General features: G+C 42.2%; 17 protein-coding genes. 8 read left to right on the forward strand and 9 right to left on the reverse strand.

Features of this window, described 5'->3' with window-relative positions:
• Positions 1-30: 30 nt before the first annotated feature.
• The 4 genes from DYY67_RS07325 to DYY67_RS07340 all read right to left on the reverse strand — a co-directional run bounded on the left by DYY67_RS07325 (position 31) and on the right by DYY67_RS07340 (position 3,349).
• Entirely contained in the window at positions 31-303 is a 273-nt protein-coding gene (locus tag DYY67_RS07325) for a glycosyltransferase (protein ID WP_166392078.1), read from the reverse strand.
• A gap of 143 nt (positions 304-446) precedes the next feature.
• Complete coding sequence (locus DYY67_RS07330) at positions 447-1,301, reverse strand: glycosyltransferase (RefSeq protein ID WP_166392080.1); 855 nt, start codon at positions 1,299-1,301, stop codon at positions 447-449.
• Positions 1,302-1,377: 76 nt separating this feature from the next.
• Positions 1,378-2,394, reverse strand: coding sequence for an SIS domain-containing protein (locus DYY67_RS07335; protein WP_255492987.1), 1,017 nt, complete (start codon positions 2,392-2,394; stop codon positions 1,378-1,380).
• Between the two features lie 376 nt (positions 2,395-2,770).
• A complete protein-coding gene (locus DYY67_RS07340; RefSeq protein WP_166392082.1) occupies positions 2,771-3,349 on the reverse strand; it encodes a hypothetical protein in 579 nt (192 codons plus the stop codon).
• Positions 3,350-3,536: 187 nt separating this feature from the next.
• Between DYY67_RS07340 and DYY67_RS07345 the strand changes: the two genes are divergently transcribed.
• Positions 3,537-4,739 (forward strand): PKD domain-containing protein, encoded by a 1,203-nt coding sequence (locus DYY67_RS07345; RefSeq protein WP_166392084.1) that lies wholly within the window; start codon positions 3,537-3,539, stop codon positions 4,737-4,739.
• 136 nt (positions 4,740-4,875) lie between these two features.
• On the opposite strand, the gene DYY67_RS07350 is transcribed toward DYY67_RS07345, so the two are convergent.
• The gene (locus DYY67_RS07350) at positions 4,876-6,606 is read right to left on the reverse strand and encodes a hypothetical protein (protein WP_166392086.1); all 1,731 of its coding nucleotides are present in this window, start codon (positions 6,604-6,606) and stop codon (positions 4,876-4,878) included.
• 183 nt (positions 6,607-6,789) lie between these two features.
• On the opposite strand from DYY67_RS07350, the gene DYY67_RS07355 reads away from it, so the two are divergent.
• The 5 genes from DYY67_RS07355 (at position 6,790) to DYY67_RS07375 (ending at position 14,913) form a co-directional block, all read left to right on the forward strand.
• On the forward strand, positions 6,790-8,685 hold the full coding sequence (locus DYY67_RS07355) for a fibronectin type III domain-containing protein (RefSeq protein WP_166392088.1): 1,896 nt from the start codon (positions 6,790-6,792) through the stop codon (positions 8,683-8,685).
• A 25-nt stretch (positions 8,686-8,710) separates the two neighbouring features.
• On the forward strand, positions 8,711-8,908 hold the full coding sequence (locus DYY67_RS07360) for a hypothetical protein (RefSeq protein ID WP_166392090.1): 198 nt from the start codon (positions 8,711-8,713) through the stop codon (positions 8,906-8,908).
• A complete protein-coding gene (locus DYY67_RS07365) occupies positions 8,896-11,601 on the forward strand; it encodes a YncE family protein (RefSeq protein WP_166392093.1) in 2,706 nt (901 codons plus the stop codon). Before DYY67_RS07360 ends, DYY67_RS07365 begins: the two co-directional genes overlap by 13 nt.
• Positions 11,602-11,614: 13 nt before the next feature.
• Positions 11,615-14,134 (forward strand): S8 family serine peptidase, encoded by a 2,520-nt coding sequence (locus DYY67_RS07370; protein WP_166392095.1) that lies wholly within the window; start codon positions 11,615-11,617, stop codon positions 14,132-14,134.
• Between the two features lie 230 nt (positions 14,135-14,364).
• On the forward strand, positions 14,365-14,913 hold the full coding sequence (locus DYY67_RS07375) for an MEDS domain-containing protein (protein ID WP_166392097.1): 549 nt from the start codon (positions 14,365-14,367) through the stop codon (positions 14,911-14,913).
• 74 nt (positions 14,914-14,987) lie between these two features.
• On the opposite strand, the gene DYY67_RS07380 is transcribed toward DYY67_RS07375, so the two are convergent.
• Positions 14,988-15,302, reverse strand: coding sequence for a hypothetical protein (locus DYY67_RS07380; RefSeq protein ID WP_166392099.1), 315 nt, complete (start codon positions 15,300-15,302; stop codon positions 14,988-14,990).
• 76 nt (positions 15,303-15,378) lie between these two features.
• Between DYY67_RS07380 and DYY67_RS07385 the strand changes: the two genes are divergently transcribed.
• On the forward strand, positions 15,379-15,654 hold the full coding sequence (locus DYY67_RS07385) for an Lrp/AsnC ligand binding domain-containing protein (RefSeq protein WP_166392101.1): 276 nt from the start codon (positions 15,379-15,381) through the stop codon (positions 15,652-15,654).
• 364 nt (positions 15,655-16,018) lie between these two features.
• Here DYY67_RS07385 and DYY67_RS07390 read toward each other — a convergent pair whose 3' ends face one another.
• From DYY67_RS07390 to DYY67_RS11045, 3 genes are all read right to left on the reverse strand, one after another.
• A complete protein-coding gene (locus tag DYY67_RS07390) occupies positions 16,019-17,428 on the reverse strand; it encodes an adenylate/guanylate cyclase domain-containing protein (RefSeq protein WP_166392103.1) in 1,410 nt (469 codons plus the stop codon).
• A 219-nt stretch (positions 17,429-17,647) separates the two neighbouring features.
• Positions 17,648-17,947, reverse strand: a complete 300-nt coding sequence (locus DYY67_RS11040; RefSeq protein ID WP_255492994.1) for a hypothetical protein — start codon at positions 17,945-17,947, stop codon at positions 17,648-17,650.
• 4 nt (positions 17,948-17,951) lie between these two features.
• Positions 17,952-18,320 (reverse strand): hypothetical protein, encoded by a 369-nt coding sequence (locus DYY67_RS11045; protein WP_255492995.1) that lies wholly within the window; start codon positions 18,318-18,320, stop codon positions 17,952-17,954.
• A gap of 131 nt (positions 18,321-18,451) precedes the next feature.
• Here DYY67_RS11045 and DYY67_RS07400 point away from each other — a divergent pair, with 131 nt between their 5' ends.
• Positions 18,452-19,261, forward strand: a complete 810-nt coding sequence (locus tag DYY67_RS07400) for a helix-turn-helix transcriptional regulator (RefSeq protein ID WP_320416002.1) — start codon at positions 18,452-18,454, stop codon at positions 19,259-19,261.
• Positions 19,262-19,414 lie beyond the last annotated feature (153 nt).

Consider the following 19,414-nt stretch of genomic DNA (forward strand, 5'->3'; position numbering starts at 1 on the left):
TTGAGTAAAAGGCTTTGACATATTGCAATCTCAGAGTCTTCTTTTGCTACCTTTACTAGTTCTGCTGATAAAGTTCGGATTTGGGATTGTGTCGTTATTGAGAAAGAGTAGAAAATCACCCTTTGACTCCTTGGCACCCAAGTTGTTTGGTTCTGCAAATCCCAGATTTTTCTCAAGTGTGACCACCTTGATTGATGGATAGTTCTTTTGTACAAATTCAACACTGGAATCAACTGAATTGTTATCAACTAGAATTACCTCATAATTTTCATAGTCATTTTGCATCAAAGACAAGGCAAGCATTTTTCCAAATGAGTCTTACCGATTGTAATTTACTATTATGACAGATACCAGTGGCAGGCCATTACTCATTTTATTTGTCTCTTCCACATTACATCAAAACATTGCATAAGAAGTATTGTAAACAAAGGAATCAAACTAATCAGTTATCGAGTTGTTCTTATCTTGTTTAGGTAAAATACCAGTATCTGATCGGTTGCCCAGCGGGGTAGTGTTCGTGTCATTATTTTCAAGCCAAGTTCAGCAGTCTTTCTTTGAATTGGTTTCTTTTTGCTAAATTCCTCCAAGGCTACCAGATATTCTTCCCTTTTTGATTTGTCAAGCCTAGATAGTACAGAGCTCCTAACTTGAGACAGGTATGAAAGCGTCTCCAGTATCTTTTTGTGCGAAAGCTGTTTGCCATGGACCCGATATCCGACAAGCGGTTTTGACACAAGATGAAATTTTGTACCAAACAAGATTCCAGATCTTATAAAAAAGTCGTAATCAATGGCTACAGGATCGTCGAGGTTCTCAATTGAGCACCCTCGCTCAAGCAAAGAAAAAGGTATTAGGCATGTGTTTACATTGATCTGCTGGCCGTCAAGAAGCCTTACATTAAAGTCAAAGTTTGCCAAGTCATTATAGTTTGATTCCAAAAAAGTGCGAAGCTTCTTCCCTTTTTCATCAATTACATCCCAATTTGAGTATACTATGTTGTCTGGCAGATTTCTTGCTTCATTTACAAGGATCTCAACTGCATCAGGATACAGAATGTCATCTCCTGAGAACCATTTGAGCCATTTACCTCTCATCTCCTTTATTCCAGAATTTATTGCGCCTGCCAAGCCCTTGTTCTTCTGAGAGATGACGGTAATTTTTCCTTCATGCTTTTTTAAAATTTCAAGTGAGTTGTCAGTAGAGCCATCGTCTACTGCAATGACTTCGATGTTTTTGTATGACTGTTGCAGAACAGATTCGACAGATTCTGCCAAAAACTTTTCCGAATTATAAATAGGCATTACCACAGAAACCAGATCACCAGAATTCAAATCCAATTGTTCTTTTAGCTAGCTTGAATTATAGTTTTACAAGTAGTTAACTAGCTAGTCTTTTTTTTACAAAGTCAATAGATTTTACCGGAGTAGGGTCTACTCCTTCCATAACTGCACGATAAATCGAGGCATAATCGAGCAAATAGGCAAGACTCATTATTTTGGAGAGTATGCTTCCTTCCATAGAATGAATTTCTTTGTAATCAATTTTATTTGTCTTGAAATATTCTTTTACTACTTTCCATAGCTCTTTTGTTTTGATATAATCATCCTTTCCTTGTATCAAGACTGGTCTTATCTTAGAAGGCCGCTCCCATGAAACTATACCATTATGACATGCTTCTATGACATCTTCGGCAAATGCATGCATCTTTGAATTTTCCTGCAAAGAATTCTTGAATCTAATGGCTACTGCCTGCAGCCCTATTGGATAGTAAATCAGTGGTGGTCCAGCCAGCCACAGGGCAAGGCCAATTGATGGATTATTTTTGTTCAGGTTGGAAGAGGAGATCTGCGCATGGGTTTTCTTCAAAGATGAAATTGATTCCATGATATCTGATCTCTTTGTGGGTATTACTGGACCCAAGACATTGAGAATGGAATACAAATAAACAGGAAAGGAGGCACGTGGCGAATTCAGCATTGGAATGTTTCTGTGCTCTACTCTGTTTTTTTTGCAGTATTCTTCCAGCTTTCCTCCAGAAGAAAATGCTGCAAGCTTGCAGCCTGTTTTTCTTGCCTTGTCTACTACCGTCAGTGTTTCTTGAGTATTGCCTGATACGCTTGTTGCAACCACAAGGGTTCTCGAGTCCACGGTGTTTGGAAGGTGATACCCCTTTACCACGCAGACATGTATTCTAGTTTTTGATAGAATGGATGATAGCGTATCTCCAATTATGCCAGAGCCTCCCATTCCAACAAAAACAATGTGGTTGATTCCCTTGAAATCAATCTTATCATAATCTATGCCATAGAATTTTTCTGCAAGTTTTGGCCAATTGTCATAAACTTTGCACATTCCGCTTTTGTCATATTTTACTAAATCGTGTCGAGTAATCAAGACAAAATTTCGTCACTTGCATCCAATATAATGATTTATAATAATTTTATATCAAAAAATAAAATTCAACATACACAAACTGAGATTGGGTACAAATGATATTTTGAATAGAATAGATTCTTCTACTCTTATAATCCCTTTTTCTTGAGAAATCTAAAAAATCAACCAGTACTCTGGTGGTACCATGTCATGCCACCGCTTTACAAAATATCTTATCTCTTCATTGTCTTCGGCATATAGCCGACTAGCCGTACCATGATCAAGTGTCTGATCTACTCCTGTTACAAACCCTTGATTGTCAAAGAGTAGTCCCTCAAATTTTTCAAATACCCAGCCAAGTTTGTACCCAATAGAAACTGATTATCAGAGGACAAGATCATATAGCTGCGGGTGGAGATTCTACGTTCTTTTTCCCTCGCAACGAAGGCAGGGCTTTTGCTAAGATTCCTAATGCCAACACAAAAGTTCCATAAGAAGGATCGCTCTGTAAAAAGTACATGATACCACCAATTGTTACTATGATTATAGATATTGCATCTTCAAACAAGTCATTCTTGCGAACTTCAGCATCAGCTAACGAGGGAATGACCTTTCCAATCATCCCCAAAACTACTCCCAATACTGTCCATTTTTCATCATGGGTGTTTGATAGGGCAGTTGCCAAATAACCTGCAATTGCCCCCACAAAAAGAATACTATCTTCTAATATCTCTTTCTGGATTTTTCTTCGGGTTTGCAAGTCTTTAGGATCTTTCAGACTTGGTAAGATCTGCAAGTTTTGCCCTAGTGACGGAAGGGCTTTGCCAACTGAAGCAATGATTAGCCCAAACATCATGACCGAAGGATTTGGATTGCTTCCCATTGCAGATGACGCGCCGCTCAATATTGAAGCAAGAAATGCTATCCAGTCCTCCGAATTGTTTTGTAATGATGAGGATAACTGGGTTTCAGCCAATCAGATAAAGCGGCATCATCATGTAGAAAAATCTTCTGTAACAAGATCCTATAGCCAAAGCATATTTTTAGCATATACCGCATTACATTAAAATTATTTTAAATAAACAAAAATTTTCCAAAATTTTTAGTCGTCTGTTTGCAGCACTCAAGTCATTCTTAAGAATAAGAACAAGATATTTGAAGTGATGGGGCGCCATATCTATGCCTATATCGGTGTAGCTGTAGCCCTAGGGCTCTTTCTTTTCTTCTATTTCCAACAAGGTCAACCAACTGTAAACGTTGGCCAGCGATTCTACATAGCCCAAGTTCCCACAGGTTTGAACAATCTTACATTGTGCGATCTTCGGGGTACAACACCATTCATGGAGGGATTTTATCTGCAAGGAGCTCAGCCTGGTGCTTTGAAGACATGGAATTGGGGAGACGATACGCCGGCCGAGACAACCACTAGTATTGTAATGAACCACGATTATAGATTGAAGAATAATGATACCAGTCATAAGTTCAACGGAAACGTGACAGAATGGGATTATTACAATCCCACAAAGATACGAGATAGGGAATATTTCACGGTCACGGTAAACAATACAAACCTAAAAGCAAACTATGATCAGTTTGAGGGAGTAATAATTCAAGACGATTATGCTGGCTTTTCTGTTTCTTCCTCAACTCCATATGCGTGGTATACGTGGTATTGGGACAAGACCAATCCCTCCGACTATGACTATACTAGTCTAGACAACTCCAATCCAGGTCACAGGTACTCAAACATTGGGAAATTCCACGGTTATGTTGATATCACATCTCCTTCCCTAAATGAAGAGAAAGATTTTTGCGTAATGGTAATCTCAAACATGAAGAACATAACTGGCCAGATAAATGTAACCGATCCATTGTTTTCCACATACCCATCAATGGGCCTTCCAAAAGATAATCTGTCATTTATGGCAATCTTAGTTCCAGCGCCCGGCATACAAATTACTTCAGTTCCAGAATATTCATGGAATTTTGGTGACAAGAGTCCAGTATCACATTTGGCGGTATCCACCCACATGTATGATAAGAATGGAACCTATTTGGTGAAAGTCAATGTAACTGACTCGAGAGGATATCTTACCATGTCAAAGACTGTAGTAATAATAAAACCAACTTTGAGCATATTTCCTACCCACGGCCCCATTGGAACAAATATTACTATCAATGGGTCCCAGTTTCCGGACGGAAATTATACTGGCAAAATAGGAAGCAGTTTGCTATTGGTGAACAATCCCACTTTTACTGTGACGGTAAAAAATGGCACCTTTTCCATAAATTATCCAATTCCATCCGGAATTCTAAGCGGCTTGAAAAACATCTATGTCCAATATCCACATTCACAAAGACCCTAGCTAGTGCGACCTTTAATGTAACACGCTCCTAACAATTTCCCAATATAGAATTCGTACAAGAATTGCAAACATGTTATAGGTTTGTAGATTCAAATCAATATGCAGAACTAAGTCAGCTCACAGTACTGGCAATCATTTAGGGGTACAGTTTATCAAAGTTGCTTTGGCGCACTAGTCCCATCTCCTCTGCCAATTTGACTGCCTTTTGCGCCTCGACTAGTTTTGCCTCCTCCTCCCCTGATACATCTTGTCTGTTAAGTTGCGTAGTGGTAAAGAGGAAGTAGTTGTGGTCTGTTACTGTTGGCTGCATCTGAGCCTTGGTGAGGTTGCACACTAGTGTTCCAAGCAGATTTCCTGACTTGTCTGATTCTACCATTGAAAGCTTGTCGACCCCCTTGTCGTAAACCCAGTTTATGTCAATTGATGTGTAGATGTCATGCATGGTATGCATCTTGTTGAGTAAGAGCGGAACGTCATATCCATCTCTTTGTAGCAAATTTTCAAGTGTTACGTAATCACCATACTGGTCTGTTGGAATCTTTTTCACATACACTGGGGAGTTTGGGTCAACAATCACTATCGCACCCCAAATTGGTACGTCGCCCATTGCAAGCTTTTCGTCCCACATTCTCATTATCAGGCTAGAATCAGGCATGGTCTTTTGCGGAATCATCATAAAGTTGGCATGCATAAATTTGCCATTTAGTGTAGTGTTCACAGACGTGCTGCTAAAGATTTTGTTAGGGTCATGAGTTATTGTACCCCTGTACTTGTCCCAGCTTATCCAAGTGTCAGCATTTGCAGCAGATGGGTCTCCCTTGAAGTGAAAGTACATCACCACATCCGATATGGTATATGCACCCCTCTCGTCAAGTATCTTAAAGCCAAAGTTTGCAGAAGTGCCAATCTTTAGCACCTGCTGCGGAATTGTAGTAGAATAGTTCTCAATGTCAAACGATTTTCCGTTAATTGTTATCCCGTTATCATATGGGTAAAGGTAGTCGTTGCCAATGCTTGGTGGGTGAAATACGCCTGTAAACAAGCTTCCACCCAAAACTCCCAGGAGTACAGTGCCTGGGCGTATGAGTCCACCTCCCCCTCCTCCCGGTATGCCGCCAGAGTTGAGAATTGTCTGTCCCTTGACTCCGTTGTATACTACATCAACCTTGTCAAGATACTGCGAAGGCACTGCACCTAGCGCGGCATTTGGATTTGGAGTAGCAATCTCATTTGTAACATCTTGATTGCTAATGTCTGTTATCGTAACAATGTCTCCCCCGTTTACACTAATTGAGCTACCATTGACTGATGGTCCAGTTGTAAAGTGCAATGTGTTCTCAAATATGCCAGTATTTTTTCCAGTCTCTGTAAGGTTCATGAAAGTACCAGTTACACTGTCGGTTGTGGAAAAGACCTGTATTCCGTAAAAGCTGACAGGTCCGCTTATGATGGTGTCCACAGCATTTGGATTTACATTTGCAGCTGGTTGGTTTACGCCAATTGTTTGCGAGCTTGAGGTACTAAACAATCCAGTTCCATTTGAAAAAATGACATGACCTGTGAAAGATCCAGTGGTACCGCTCTCGGTAAGTGTTAGTGTAATGCCTGTCGGATCTGAGGTAGAGTTTACAAGTACATTTATCTGCTGACCAGCTGGCAAGACACCGACAAACCTAGAGTCAGTAACAGTGAACTGAGGGATTGCCGTAAATGTGTTAATTCCACCATCAAAGATGCTATGGCTTGCAGAGTCCCATGTGACAGTTGTAACAGCATAGGCAGATGGAATTGAGAAAACCAAGACGCCAAAAAGCACGGCTGCCATAGCTACTCCCAATATCCTATAGACTCCCTCTAACCCCAACATAGAATCTGCAATAAAGAACTATTTCTTCTTTATTTCTGTGGTTCTACAAGTTTTGAAAAATTTTCAAATTAAAATGATAATTGTGAAATCTTTTGAGAAAATAAACTCTCCACGGAAAAAATTTTAATCTATTCCAATCTCTCGCAGAAATGCTTAATAGAATTAAAACAAACCGAGATCGGAATGACCGGGGTTGGGTTCAAGGCAATATTGGTTCTGGCATCTTTCACAGTCTTACTAGTATTCAACTCTGCATATGCTACTAACAATCCAGATAGTGTGCCAATTGGTGCCAACACATATGCAGCAACTCCAGTAAGTTTAGATCTAAATGATGGTGGCTGTGCAAATTATGGAGGAGACCCCGACAATGATGGCATCTGTGCACATTGGAAAGACGGAACTTATGGATCAGGTCTGCATGTAGTCTTCACTGATAGCTCAATCGGGGGTGTGCAGGTCCAGTACAGATACGATCTACCATGCACCCCAGGTGCCACTTTGCAAAGCGATCCATCAGGTTATACAGTGTGTCCATCCACTAACCAAAAAGACATTTATCTACAAATTGATTGCATGACTGGACAGTGTCCCCAACCACAAGCAATCTACGATGTTGTAAGTGCATTTGCCCAACAAGGTATAGTTCTTCATGTCGGCATGGGTCAGAATCCAGCAACTGTACCAACATCAGGCATTGCCGATATTGGGCTTCACTATTGCAACGTAAAAAATGTGGTTAAAAATTACGACTCGGCAAATGCCGCATGTACTAGCTCGTCTGGATATTATCAGAGTTATCCGTTTCTAAAACAAAATTTCTTTGGAACTGCTGCAGAGAGGTCAGGCAACACGTCCTACTGTCCACTCAATGGAGTTCCTCCTGGGTACAGTCCCTCTAATGCAAATGCGTTTAACTGCCTCACTGCAAAAAGACAGGTCTTCCATTATGCCATGTTTGTAAACTACCAGTGGGGAGCTCCCACATCATCTGGCTGGTCAGAGGTATATGGCAATGACTTTATCATATCTCTTGGCGGTTTTACAAATGGTGTTGGAAGTTTGGATGAGCAGGAAGGATCAATCATGCACGAGCTTGGCCACAACCTAGGCTTGAACCACGGCGGTTCTGACATAAATAATTACAAGCCCAACTATCTTAGTGTAATGAACTATCTATATCAATTCAAAGAGAACGCAGACTCTTGCAGGCCTCTTGACTATTCCAATACGGCTCTTGCAAACCTTAATGAAAATTCCCTTACAGATTCTAACATAGGAAGCTACGCGTATCCTTCAGGCTCCTCATGTGCAGGCCAACAACGCGCAATCTTCTGGTCTACGCCATCTGGTGGTATCATAAGCAGTACAACTGGAGTTACAGATGACTGGGACAACAACGGCGTTGACACCAACACATACTCACAAATCCTGAACAATATAGGCACACAATACACGGGCTCGCCTACAACTCTTACTGGGTTTAATGACTGGAATTTCATCTTAAATGGCAATTCAAATAATCCTGAACCCATGGATTTCAGACCAAGCTCAAACTTTTACCAGACAGTGTTACCTGCAAGCAACCTTGACTCTGATGTCATCACACAGAATACACTCAATCACTCCGATATGCCACTTTTGCTAGCAGGTGTAATTCACCAAAATAATGTCAATACTGCGCCTAGTTCCCCAACAGGACTTGCAACCAATGTTGTTTCATCATCTCAGATAGATCTATCGTGGACCTCACCATCAAACAACAGCAACTCTCCAATTACAGGTTATGAAATAAAGAGGTCTACCGATAATGGCAATACATGGTCTACCATTCAAGCCAACACAGGCTCCACAGCAACCACATATTCTGATACTGGTCTTTCTTCTGGCACACAGTACACATACCAAGTGTATGCAATAAATTCAGTTGGGACGGGTGCTTCCTCTAGCACAGCCTCCGGTACTACAAACAATAATCAGCAAGATCCAATGCAAGCCATAGGATGGGCTGCAGGGCTAGCAATAGCTGCCATAATGTCAGGCATAGGAATATGGATAGCAGTAAGACGCAGAAGCTAGAACGGATTTACCGGAAAAATCTAAAATGAGATTTGTTGGAATATTTTTCCTCCTTGTGTTAACGATAGGAATAATTCCTACACAAAATTATTTTTCAGGACCACTTGTCACAGGGTTTTTACAGCAAGTTCATGCACTGGTCGCTTCAAATCCAAACTTGTTTGTCTCTGCAGAAAATTCACAGTACAACAATTACTTTGCAGGCCCCAAGTGGTCCAGGTAATAGTATCTGATCCTAACATAAACAGATTGGACCAACCCTATGGCGAGCCCGTAGTTACAGTTAATGGAAAGAAGTTGAGAATGGCACAGGCAACAGACGGCAATTGGTACGGATATTTTGCCGACAGGAATCAAGCAATTACTGCAAGCAACACTGCACCTGTTCCTGCAAAAGGTCTGAACTTTGGAGCGTTCTGCAAAAGTGGCACGATTGGAGGTGTCGATTTTGGCTCGCAGACCAAAGGGTTTACTGTTGCAGAAAACGGATTTGACGGCGCCATAGGTCTATCTGTTACAGGTTCAAAGATCCCGATAGGTCCTCTTAGCAATACGTGTACCGGATTTGGCAATGGAATGGTTCTGGAACATGTAGTCAGAGAGAACAAGACTTTGAACACAAATTCCGCAGGCTATGGAGCATCTGCCAAACTAGAGTCAGCATGGCCAGTAATTCAGCTCTATGACTTTTCAGCAATCCCAACTGCAGTTACAGTAGATTACCAAGCAGCAGGTGGTGACCAAGTTGTCAATCTTACTTTTGACAAAATTCCATCAAATCTTATTTCCGTTGCTACAGACAAGCCAGCGTATATTGCCAGCGCCCCTGTCTTGATGACAATAAATGATCCACAGCTTGGCATCGACCCAACCGAGGAAGACTCTTGGACATGGGGAGCAAATGCCAACAATAATACTCTCTTCTATGAAGCATTTGACAGAAACGGCAGGTCAGATGCAGACGGCTATTGCGTTACAACTGCCAAAACTCAGGTGGCGGTGGGAAACGGCCCCACTGGCATTACATACGACTCGGCAAAGGGCGAGCTCTTTGTTACAAACTATTATTCAAGAACAGTCTCTGTAATTAGTGACGTAACAAATTCTGTGGTGGCAACAATTCCTGTAAAAAATGCTCCTCGCGGTATCGCATATGACTCGGCAAAGGGCGAGCTCTTTGTTACAAATGATGGCGGAGGAAACATCAGCGTGATTAGTGACGTAACAAATTCTGTGGTGGCAACAATTCCCGTAGGCAGTAACACTACAGCAATAACATATGACCAGTCTCTGGGCGAGATCTTTGTAGGAGATGACGGACAGGATAAAATATCTGTAATCAATGACGCGTCAAACTCTGTTAACACAACGATTCCTCTAAGTGGCGGTACATGGGCAATGGCTTATGACTCTTTCAAGGAAGAGATCTTTGCCGTAAGCCAAGACAGTGGCGTCAAATCAGTGTCGATAGTATCTCCTGATACTGGGTCTATTAGATCTACCATTTCCCTAACCGACTATCCTTCAAGCATTGCTTATGACCCAGCAAGGGGCGAGGTATTTGTTGGGCTCTCGTATGCCAACTCAACTTCTGTAATAAGCGACTCGTCAGACTCTGTGATAGCCACTATACCAGTTGGCAATAGCCCCACTGGAGTCGTGTATGACCCGACAAGAAATGACATCTTTGTTACCAATTATTTTTCACAGACAGTCTCGGTAATCAACGACTTGTCTAACTCTGTGGTGGCAACAATTCCTGTAAGAGATGTTCTATCTGGCGCAGCATACGATTCGGCAAAGGACGAGATCTTTGCCATCAGTAATTCTGCCAAGACCTACATCTTGCCAGCAATCCCGGGCTGGACTTATATTCAGACAGCGTGCAGTTCAGGAACAGTTCCTGCGATGCAGAATCTAATTGGTAATCTCACGTCCTTCATGTTTGACCACAACGGTAGGCTTACCATAGACCCCTCTCCAAATGGTACAAGGATTCTAGACTTTCAATCAAATGGCAGACAGATCCTAAACGGATCATCTTTCACAAGAGGTGACCCAACAAAGCAAACAACTGCTTCAATTGGTCCTGGGTCCGAGCCAATAACTTTCATAGAGATGGGTGGAGTAAACACCGGCGTCTTTGGAAACTGGGACGGGAAGAAGAAACCAGATCTTGCAGTGACAAACAGTTTGAACATTAAAGGACTGCAAGCGACATTCAGCTATAACAACATCGCAGGAAGCATTGTTGCCCAGTGGGGCGGAGACACAGTTTTACTTAAGAGCACCGCGTTTGAACCAACACCAAACCCATTTTCCATCATGAGTTTCCAGAATGGTCTCAAGGCTGGTCAAAAGTATCATTTTTTGATCCAGTTTAACAGTCCACCTACATCTTCAGATCAAGCAGAGCTTGCAAGTCAAGGAATCACGTTGCTCCAATATGTAAGCGGCAACACATTTGTCGCATCTGGCATCGCAAGTCCTTTTAGTATACTTTCCATACCACCAGATGTAAGATGGACCGGGCAGTTCCTTTCGTCATATAAGATATCCCCAATCTTGGCTGCAAATGATACAAGCAAGATTCCGTCGTGGGCACTTGAGAATGCTCCTGGTACCAGTCTACCAAGCTATGCAGTGATAACAGCAGATCTTAACATAGATGCAAACATGACCAATGTAGCCCAGACCATAACAAGCTATGGCGGAATGGTAGAGGCAGAGGTTCCCTTGGTTCCTTCGGTTACGGCAGTATTGCCTCTTACCAATCTGTATTCTACAATAACAAAGATTGCACAGATAGATGACGTACAATTCATTGATGTTGTAGAACCGCCCCTTGTGGCACAAAGTGACAATGGAACGATTACGGCAAATGCGGATTATGTAAACCAGAGAGGAGCCATCTAAAAATGGCGTAGGCTTGCTTGGCGATAATGTTACAGTCTTCGTCTATGATGGCGGAACAGTATTTCCCTATCATCCTGATTTTGGCAGTCGCCTCTGGGACCAGACAGGATCATGCAATGAGGACCATGCTACAAACGTTGCAGGAATTCTTGGTGGAGATGGTAGCATGAGCAATAACTATCATGTGTGCTATGGAACGCAAGTATGTTGGACTGGTACTGAAAACCAGTGGTCCGGAATAGCCCCTCATGTAAACATAACATCCATCGGTTATGCAAAAGTTACAAATCCAGATATTTGTAATACTAACGGTGGTCCTCCCAGTGTAGATTATAACGATGACAAGCAATTTTCACAAGATTATAACATCATATCAACAAGACATATAGATCTTGCCACAATGTCCATATCTTCAGCAGTTAGCGGAGCCTGTTGTCTTGGCCAATATACTCCCACCTCCATAGCTATTGACAATATTACTACTGGAGCAATTGCCAATCAGAGTCTTACCATCTTTGAAGCTGTAGGCAATCGCGATCCTACTGAAAATTTTACGACCGTAGACCCCCCTGCCACTGCCAAGAACAGCATTTCGGTAGGAGAGATTTACTCAAAGGATTATAGTATATCTGACACCTCGGGATTTGGGCCAACTTCTGATGGACGTATCAAGCCAGACATTGTTGCCCCAGGTTGTTATGGAGAAACTCCTAATGACTATCTAATCACAACTGGTGTTAACTTTAACTTAAACGAATCAAATTATGAAACTGCGCCCTGCGGAACAAGCTATGCAACGCCCCTGGCAGCTGGAATTGGGTCGTTGATGGTTGAAAAGTGGAATCAGCTACATCCGAACTCGCCTGGCCTATTACCAAGCACTGTCAAGGCCATTCTGGTTCACACTGCACTTGATCTTGGCAGTCCCGGTCCAAGCTACAAGTATGGTTGGGGAGCCATAAACGCAAAGTCCGCAGTTGAGCTTATCGACAGGAATGCACTTCAAAGTTCAGGTCATCTGATAAACGTTGCAAATGTCAGTAGTGGCAAAGAGATCACGTTCAATTTTACCTCCAATACAACCGACGACGTAAAGGCAACACTTGTCTGGGACGACCCGCCAGCTGCTCCCTTTGCAGCAAGCACACTTGTTAACCAATTGAATCTCACGTTAATAGATCCTAGCGGAAACCACATAGAACCTTATCTGCTAAACTCCTCGCAACCTAACAAGCCGGCTACTACAGGAAATGACACTGTAAACAACGTCAAGGTTGCAGTTGGCAACGGAATACCAGGCACATGGCAGGCCGTAGTAGACGGTTCGCGTGTCTTTCCTAACACCTCACAGTATTTTACCCTGATAATCTCAAATGCTGTGAAGCGAAGTATAAGCATGAGCTTAACGCCTCAGACCGTAACTGGTCAGAACCCAGTTACCATCAATGCAACAATATCGGATAATGATACTGGTACTTCCTTGCCAGTCTCTGGAAGTGTTACCTTTGGCGATGGAAATAGCGGAGGTTCATTTTCCACACCAAATTGTTACACACAAAATGGCAGCCTAGTATGCCTTGTAAACTATACCCCAAATAGCCAAGGCAACATTCCCATAACAGCAAACTACACGGGTGATCTCGTTCATGCCAAACTCATCATTCCTAACATATCAAATTCAAACAACAATACCAACCAATCTTCAACTGCTTGCAAATCAAATTTAGCAACAGTCGAAATAATTCCTGTAAAAGCTCTCCAGTCTTTTACCAAGACCCCCAACCTAATAGCTAATTTCTTTGCAGGCAAATCAATCAAGGTAACAAACAACAGTACAAATTCACATCTTTCAAACTATGTTACTCTGCAGAATGTCCCAGACAAATATGCCGTAATCCATTACAGTGTAACTGGCCAGAACGTGACTACCGTTGCATTTGAGGACAGATATGGAAGACCAGAGTCAAACAACAACCTTAACGCATTTTTGCAGATAAGCCACAAAAAAGATACAATAAGTTCAATGAGAGGAATAGAGCTTGGAGGCGACCAGATTTTAGTCGGACTTGCCAGCATGGGGCACAACACTACGCTTGCAAATTCAGCCGAAATCAATATACCGTCTGGTAATGCAAGGGTTATGCAAAAATTCAGGGTTCCACTAAATGCCAGTGCAGACGTTGAACAGGTGCCAGAACCAGTCCGTAACTTTCTTAACGGGTCACTTGACCTTGAAAACTTGAAAACAGGAAATTATCTAACTCACTATTACTTTTTGCAAACGGTACCAGATAACTATGCTCGTCTATGTAAAGGAATAATGAACCAGAATGTAACGACCATCGCATTTGAAGACGAGTATGGCTTGAATAGCAGCAACGGAAATCTAAATGTCTTTCTCCAGATAAGCCACGACAGTACAAAGGTAAACTCGCTCACAGCAGTGCAGCTTGGGGGTGATAATATTGAGGCATTTGTCAATGGCGTCGATGAAGGCAGCATTACAAAGTCAATTGAGATTCCAATGAAATGATGTTTTGATAGAATTAGTCACTGCATAAAAATCATAAGACAAGATCTCGGTAACTGCAGAATAGAGAGGAATTATCGTACAGTCTAACGCAGCAAATCAACACACAGGATTCCTTTAATATTCTGGTACCATCCAGTAAAGCGGGATTGGTGGGTTTGGAAGACGGATTACCATTAGGTAAGACTGGATTCAATCTAGATTTAGATCCGTTCAGGTATATTGATTCCATCATGGAAAGAAAGCATATCTGTCTCTTTTACGAAGAACCAGAGTATGCAAGGATGATAGAGTTTAGGTTCATAAGAAATGGGCTTGCACTTGACGAGCAGTGTGTGTATGCTACAGACGAAGACTCTGGTTCTGTAATGCTTCGGATGCTCACATACGGTATTCCGCTAAAATATTTTCAAACGGGAAGGCTCAAGATTCATCAGATACAAAAGGTTATCGGCAATACAGAAGAGATAATGGACGACTGCAAAAGAAATATTGGAATTCTACTCTCAGGCCTCAGCATGCCATTTAGGATGGTTTCAAGAATTGTTGCCGATGTAAGCACGATGACTAGAATGGCAGTTGAGCTCGAGCTTGAGCGGATAACCCACCAGGCATTTGAGGCCTTTGGGGGGTCGCTCATCTGTCCCTATGATATCTCCAAGATAGAGCACACAAGAAAAAAAGAGTGGATGGAGAAGCTGTGCGAGAACCATCATGTCGTAATTTATGCTCCAAGGTTTGGAGAGGGCTCGGTCTTTGGGTGTCAAGAGTTACAAAAGTGATCAAATGTTAGCAAATTTTTCTATCGGTGTCTTTCAGCAAGTCATCACCTAATTAGGAGAACTAAAACAGAAAGTCACTCTAGTGTCTTGAGGAACTTGCGGATGTGTTCCTGCATTGCATACTCTCCAAGATGTGTCTTTACAAGCTCCACAATCTTAATGTATGAATCCCCAAATGTTTCAAGCAAGGCTCTTCTTAGTATTTCTGGGTTGTGGTAGCAGTCCACAAAGTATAATGCGTATTCCTGATATAGTTTGTAGTATACCTCTTCAAGTGCAGAGTTACCATACTCAATCAGGGCTTTTTCTATTGCATAGGATACAATCGCCTCCCTTACGTTGTTTTTTGAAGCCATACTTGGTACCTTGGAACCACTGATTGATATCACGTGTTTAGCTGTTCTTGCAAATTCTTAGCTAATCTTGCAAGCAGAGATTACATGGTATAATTCCAATATTGATATCATGTCAGAGACATTTCAACTTGACAAGATAGAGACCGTAACAAGAGCATACTTGATGATAAACTGCGAGGATGGTAGCGAGACACATGTCTTCGATGAGCTAAAAACATTTCCTGAAATTAAGAAAGCAGAGATGACAATTGGAAGACATGACATCTTGGCATTAATTCAGGCAGACTCGCCAGACGAGCTGAGGGACATCATAGCAATGAAGATAAGAAAGATCCCACAGATTAGCTGTACTACAACACTTGTATGCACAGAGTCTAGAGCATAAAAAAATGATATACGAAAAAACCCAGTGCCAGTCATGCGGATGCAACAATGCAGTTGTGGTACCAGAGTCGAGATACCACGGCTTTAGGGGCCGCTGTCCAGATTGTGGCGGCGACTGGCCAGAGTCATGAAATCAAAAATAATTTTTAACAGTTGAGCTGAAGTCAACTGAAAATCAAAGATCATTTTTTTATGAAAATTTTGTATAAAGAATGCCGGTAGGGTTGGCAAGCACGTGATGCCGAGTGCCTGAAAAACACTTTGCTGTACCCTAGCTCGTGGGTTCAAATCCACCCGGCTGGGTTTATTTTTAAATGATGTTTGTGTCTAATGATGCTTTAGACTTGATTTGATAGAAGGTTGTCTTACCACTCAAACCTGTACGCTTCATATGCTGAAAGTTTTGACTTTTCCCAGGTTATCTCAGTTCTGTCAGAAAGATATCGTGCCTTGGCAGCAGGAGATGCATGGGTCTTGGATCCAGTCTCAGGGTCTACCTTGAGAACCCTATTTTTTACCTCAACTCCCTTTGGTGTTGTGCAGTGGTACCGCAATAGATTACAGTCAGATGAGACCTTGTAGAAAAAGTTGCGCTCTGGTTCCTCCCAGTCATACTCTAACGTAATCTTTTGCCCCTTTTGGTTTGGCTTGAGGGGCTTGTTTAGTTTTACAATAAACTCCTTGTGGTATGGCTTGTTTACATTCAAGGATACTATATCGAGCTCTTCCCCATTGCTGCCAGTCACTATTACATTCATGTCAGGAAAGTCCCTTGGGACATCACCGTCAAGATAATAAAAAATCTGGTCTTTTGGTTCTCCTGAGATGTTTTTTATGTCCCATGTCCAGCTGTGGTGGGTCATCATTGTTTTAGGATCGGTAACCTCAATTCTGAGATCTACGCGTGAAAAATAAAATGTACTGCTGTTTTTGAAATCCTGCTCTACTGCCTTGCTCTTTTGCACCTTGCCTTTTGTCGGAGTGTTCTTGTTTCCAAATCCATCCCCACAGATGTTATAGATCAAGAGTTGCTCACCGTGTTTTATCATATAGTCCCCCACAGGATGCATGATTACCTTGTATTCTGGAGAAAGTTTGCGAATGTCGTCTGCTATTCTTGATGACGCAAAGATCTGCATCGTGCCACCCAAGTCCATCACACGCCTTGCCATTATAATACCAGGACCCCAGAAAGTCTTATTCCCGTTGATATCTTTGATTGAATATACAGGTCCCGTGTCAATCCCAATTCTAACATAGAGCTTCTCCTTTGTCGTCCTGAGTTGGTTGTATCTTGAAATTGCCTTGTGAAGTTCGATTGCAAGGCGCAGCGGTTGCTCGGAGCTGTCGGAGAATCCAATCACCATGCCATCACCTGTCGTTAGAACCGTAGCAGAGTTTGCACCGCCATGTAAAAATGCGTCTGACTTTCGAATCAAGTCAGTCAAGACAAGAATCTTGCGGGCCTGCTCCTTTGTAGATATAGAGGGATCGGAGCTGCCTACTATATCAGTGAAGAACCAATGGTATGTCTTGGTCAAGGTACGCACGTCTTCAATCAAAAACTCGTCATTTCTTAGCAGACGAGATATGTGAGATACAAAGTCATTTGGTGCTGCGCGCAAAATGTCGTATGCGTTTGTAGGAATCACTCCAAGTTTTATCTTGTGGCGCTTTAGTTCTTCTAGCAGCCAGTCCCTTCCCTTGCCCTTCTCCTCCAACAGTCCCAAGACCTCGGCAATCTTTTCGATCTTGTTCTTACTTGATCTAAGCAAACATCTATTTTGCGTTCACGTTTCTAATAAGGAATATTGCTCTAGAAGATTCTTCTATATTCAGTATCGGAGGGCCAAATCCCATGCGTCAATCTCTTCGCACAGAACAGCAACAAGGTTTCCTCCCCCACCGCCTTGTACGCAAATTATTTTGTCTTGGTAACTCATGATAACTATTAGAACTCGTGGGATATTACACTAGTTTGCTTTTCAAGCTAATCACTTGCACTTTAAGCTAAGCTTGGAAGGACGTCGGGTTACGGTATACACTGGATAGCTGAACTTTAAACCCAAGCTATATGACCCAAGCAAGCCAAATTCATAGCTCTTCAATGATTTTACAATCTGATACAGGTCTCCCCCTATTACAACCCCGTTTGGAGATGCGGTGCCGTTTATCTTGGAGCACAGATTCACTGTTGGTCCAAAGATATCTTCTACAGGAGTCAGTGATTTTGCAATGGTGCCATAGTCTGCGCTCACCCTAAAGTCGGTTTGTGGAAGGGATCTTTCAGACATGATCTCATTTATGGCACCATGAGAGTCGATAATTGAGAGACTGCACTTCCAGTACATCAAGAAACGAGTCCTTGTCAGAATCATAGTCAGTCCTTGGAAAATAGTAAAGCAGGCTGTCGCCTATGTTTTTTACAACCTTTGCGCCAAATTCTTGCACTATAGTAGACATGGCATTTAAAAACGTCCCATAGTACTCGCCCATCTTTGAGTTTGAGATGCGTGCCGTGTTTACAGTTGAATTTACTACATCTACAAGCCCAATGCAGTAGCTCTTCGATATGCCTGAAAAGACAGACTCGCGCTTTATGCGCTCCTTGATGAGCCTTGCCAGCTCGTCACTGCGAAGGGATGCAGGCCGGTCTCTATGCATCATCACACGTATCATTGGTGTCATAACTTGATAATTGCAACTTAGCTTGGATGACAACTAGTTAGCTTGTCATACAAACTGATCTCATATGATACGGAACAATCTTTAGATTGATGACATGCGGTATACAGGTTGTGAAAAAGGGGTTGGATGTTGCCGCTGCAGAGTTTTTGGAGCTTGCAAGCGAGCAGAGGCTTGAAATTCTGTCAAGGCTGTACGAACAAAACCTGAAGGTATCCACAGTGGCAAAGGAGATAGAGGCAACGGTACCAGAGGTATTTAGAAACTTTGAAAGACTTGTAAAGGCAGGTCTCATATCAAAGGAATCAGACGGCAGCTACTCAATTAGCACTGCTGGAAGATTGATGTACAACCAGGTATCGCTTGTCAGATTTCTCTCTGAGAACAAAAAATATCTGCAAACGCATATGTTTTCCGATGTATCAGACAAGTTTCTACAGAGAATAGGATCACTGGAGGGAGGCCAACACCTCAAAGGTGTTGTCAAGGTACTTGAAAAGTGGAAGGAGATCTATGACAATGCAGAAAGCTACATCTACAATGTTCTCTTTGAGGTGCCATATACCGCTGATTTCATAGAACCCATCGTAAAAAAAATAGGCCAGGGAATAAAGTTGCGTTCCGTATTTTCAAATTCTGCCATAGTTCCAAATGACAGAAAACAAGTCTTTGAAAAACAAGGATTCAAAAAATTCATCGAGGACGGAAAGGTAGAACGCAGGATGAAAGAAGACGTAAAGACTATCGTAATACTAAACGAAAAAGAGGCTTGCGTGATGTTTCCCGCATCTGACGATAATCCAGACGTGAGCGAGGGATTTTACTCAAAGGACACAGGGTTTCACGAGTGGTGCCTTGACTACTTTACACATTGCTGGGATACTGCAGGACCATTTAGAGAAAAGATGCTTGAAGGCAAGTAAGGTCGCAAAAACAATCTAGCAAATAATAGTGGACTGCAGGGAAGCGTTAAACCCGCAGGATGGGATTTATGTCCCGACAACTTGACAGTGCCTCATGAACATCCTTTTGCTCTCCCAGTTCTTCTCAACCACAAGGGGAGGAGGAGAGTATGT

This window comes from Candidatus Nitrosotalea sp. TS, assembly GCF_011319465.1.
Lineage (GTDB): Archaea > Thermoproteota > Nitrososphaeria > Nitrososphaerales > Nitrosopumilaceae > Nitrosotalea.

Excerpts from the sequence above, each read along its gene's own strand:
- DYY67_RS07325 (WP_166392078.1), bottom strand. The coding sequence starts at position 303 with ATGCTTGCCTTGTCTTTGATGCAAAATGACTATGAAAATTATGAGGTA.
- DYY67_RS07330 (WP_166392080.1), bottom strand. The coding sequence starts at position 1,301 with ATGCCTATTTATAATTCGGAAAAGTTTTTGGCAGAATCTGTCGAATCT.
- DYY67_RS07345 (WP_166392084.1), top strand. The coding sequence starts at position 3,537 with ATGGGGCGCCATATCTATGCCTATATCGGTGTAGCTGTAGCCCTAGGG.
- DYY67_RS07350 (WP_166392086.1), bottom strand. The coding sequence starts at position 6,606 with ATGTTGGGGTTAGAGGGAGTCTATAGGATATTGGGAGTAGCTATGGCA.
- DYY67_RS07355 (WP_166392088.1), top strand. The coding sequence starts at position 6,790 with ATGACCGGGGTTGGGTTCAAGGCAATATTGGTTCTGGCATCTTTCACA.
- DYY67_RS07360 (WP_166392090.1), top strand. The coding sequence starts at position 8,711 with ATGAGATTTGTTGGAATATTTTTCCTCCTTGTGTTAACGATAGGAATA.
- DYY67_RS07375 (WP_166392097.1), top strand. The coding sequence starts at position 14,365 with ATGGAAAGAAAGCATATCTGTCTCTTTTACGAAGAACCAGAGTATGCA.
- DYY67_RS07385 (WP_166392101.1), top strand. The coding sequence starts at position 15,379 with ATGTCAGAGACATTTCAACTTGACAAGATAGAGACCGTAACAAGAGCA.
- DYY67_RS11040 (WP_255492994.1), bottom strand. The coding sequence starts at position 17,947 with ATGTCTGAAAGATCCCTTCCACAAACCGACTTTAGGGTGAGCGCAGAC.
- DYY67_RS11045 (WP_255492995.1), bottom strand. The coding sequence starts at position 18,320 with ATGATGCATAGAGACCGGCCTGCATCCCTTCGCAGTGACGAGCTGGCA.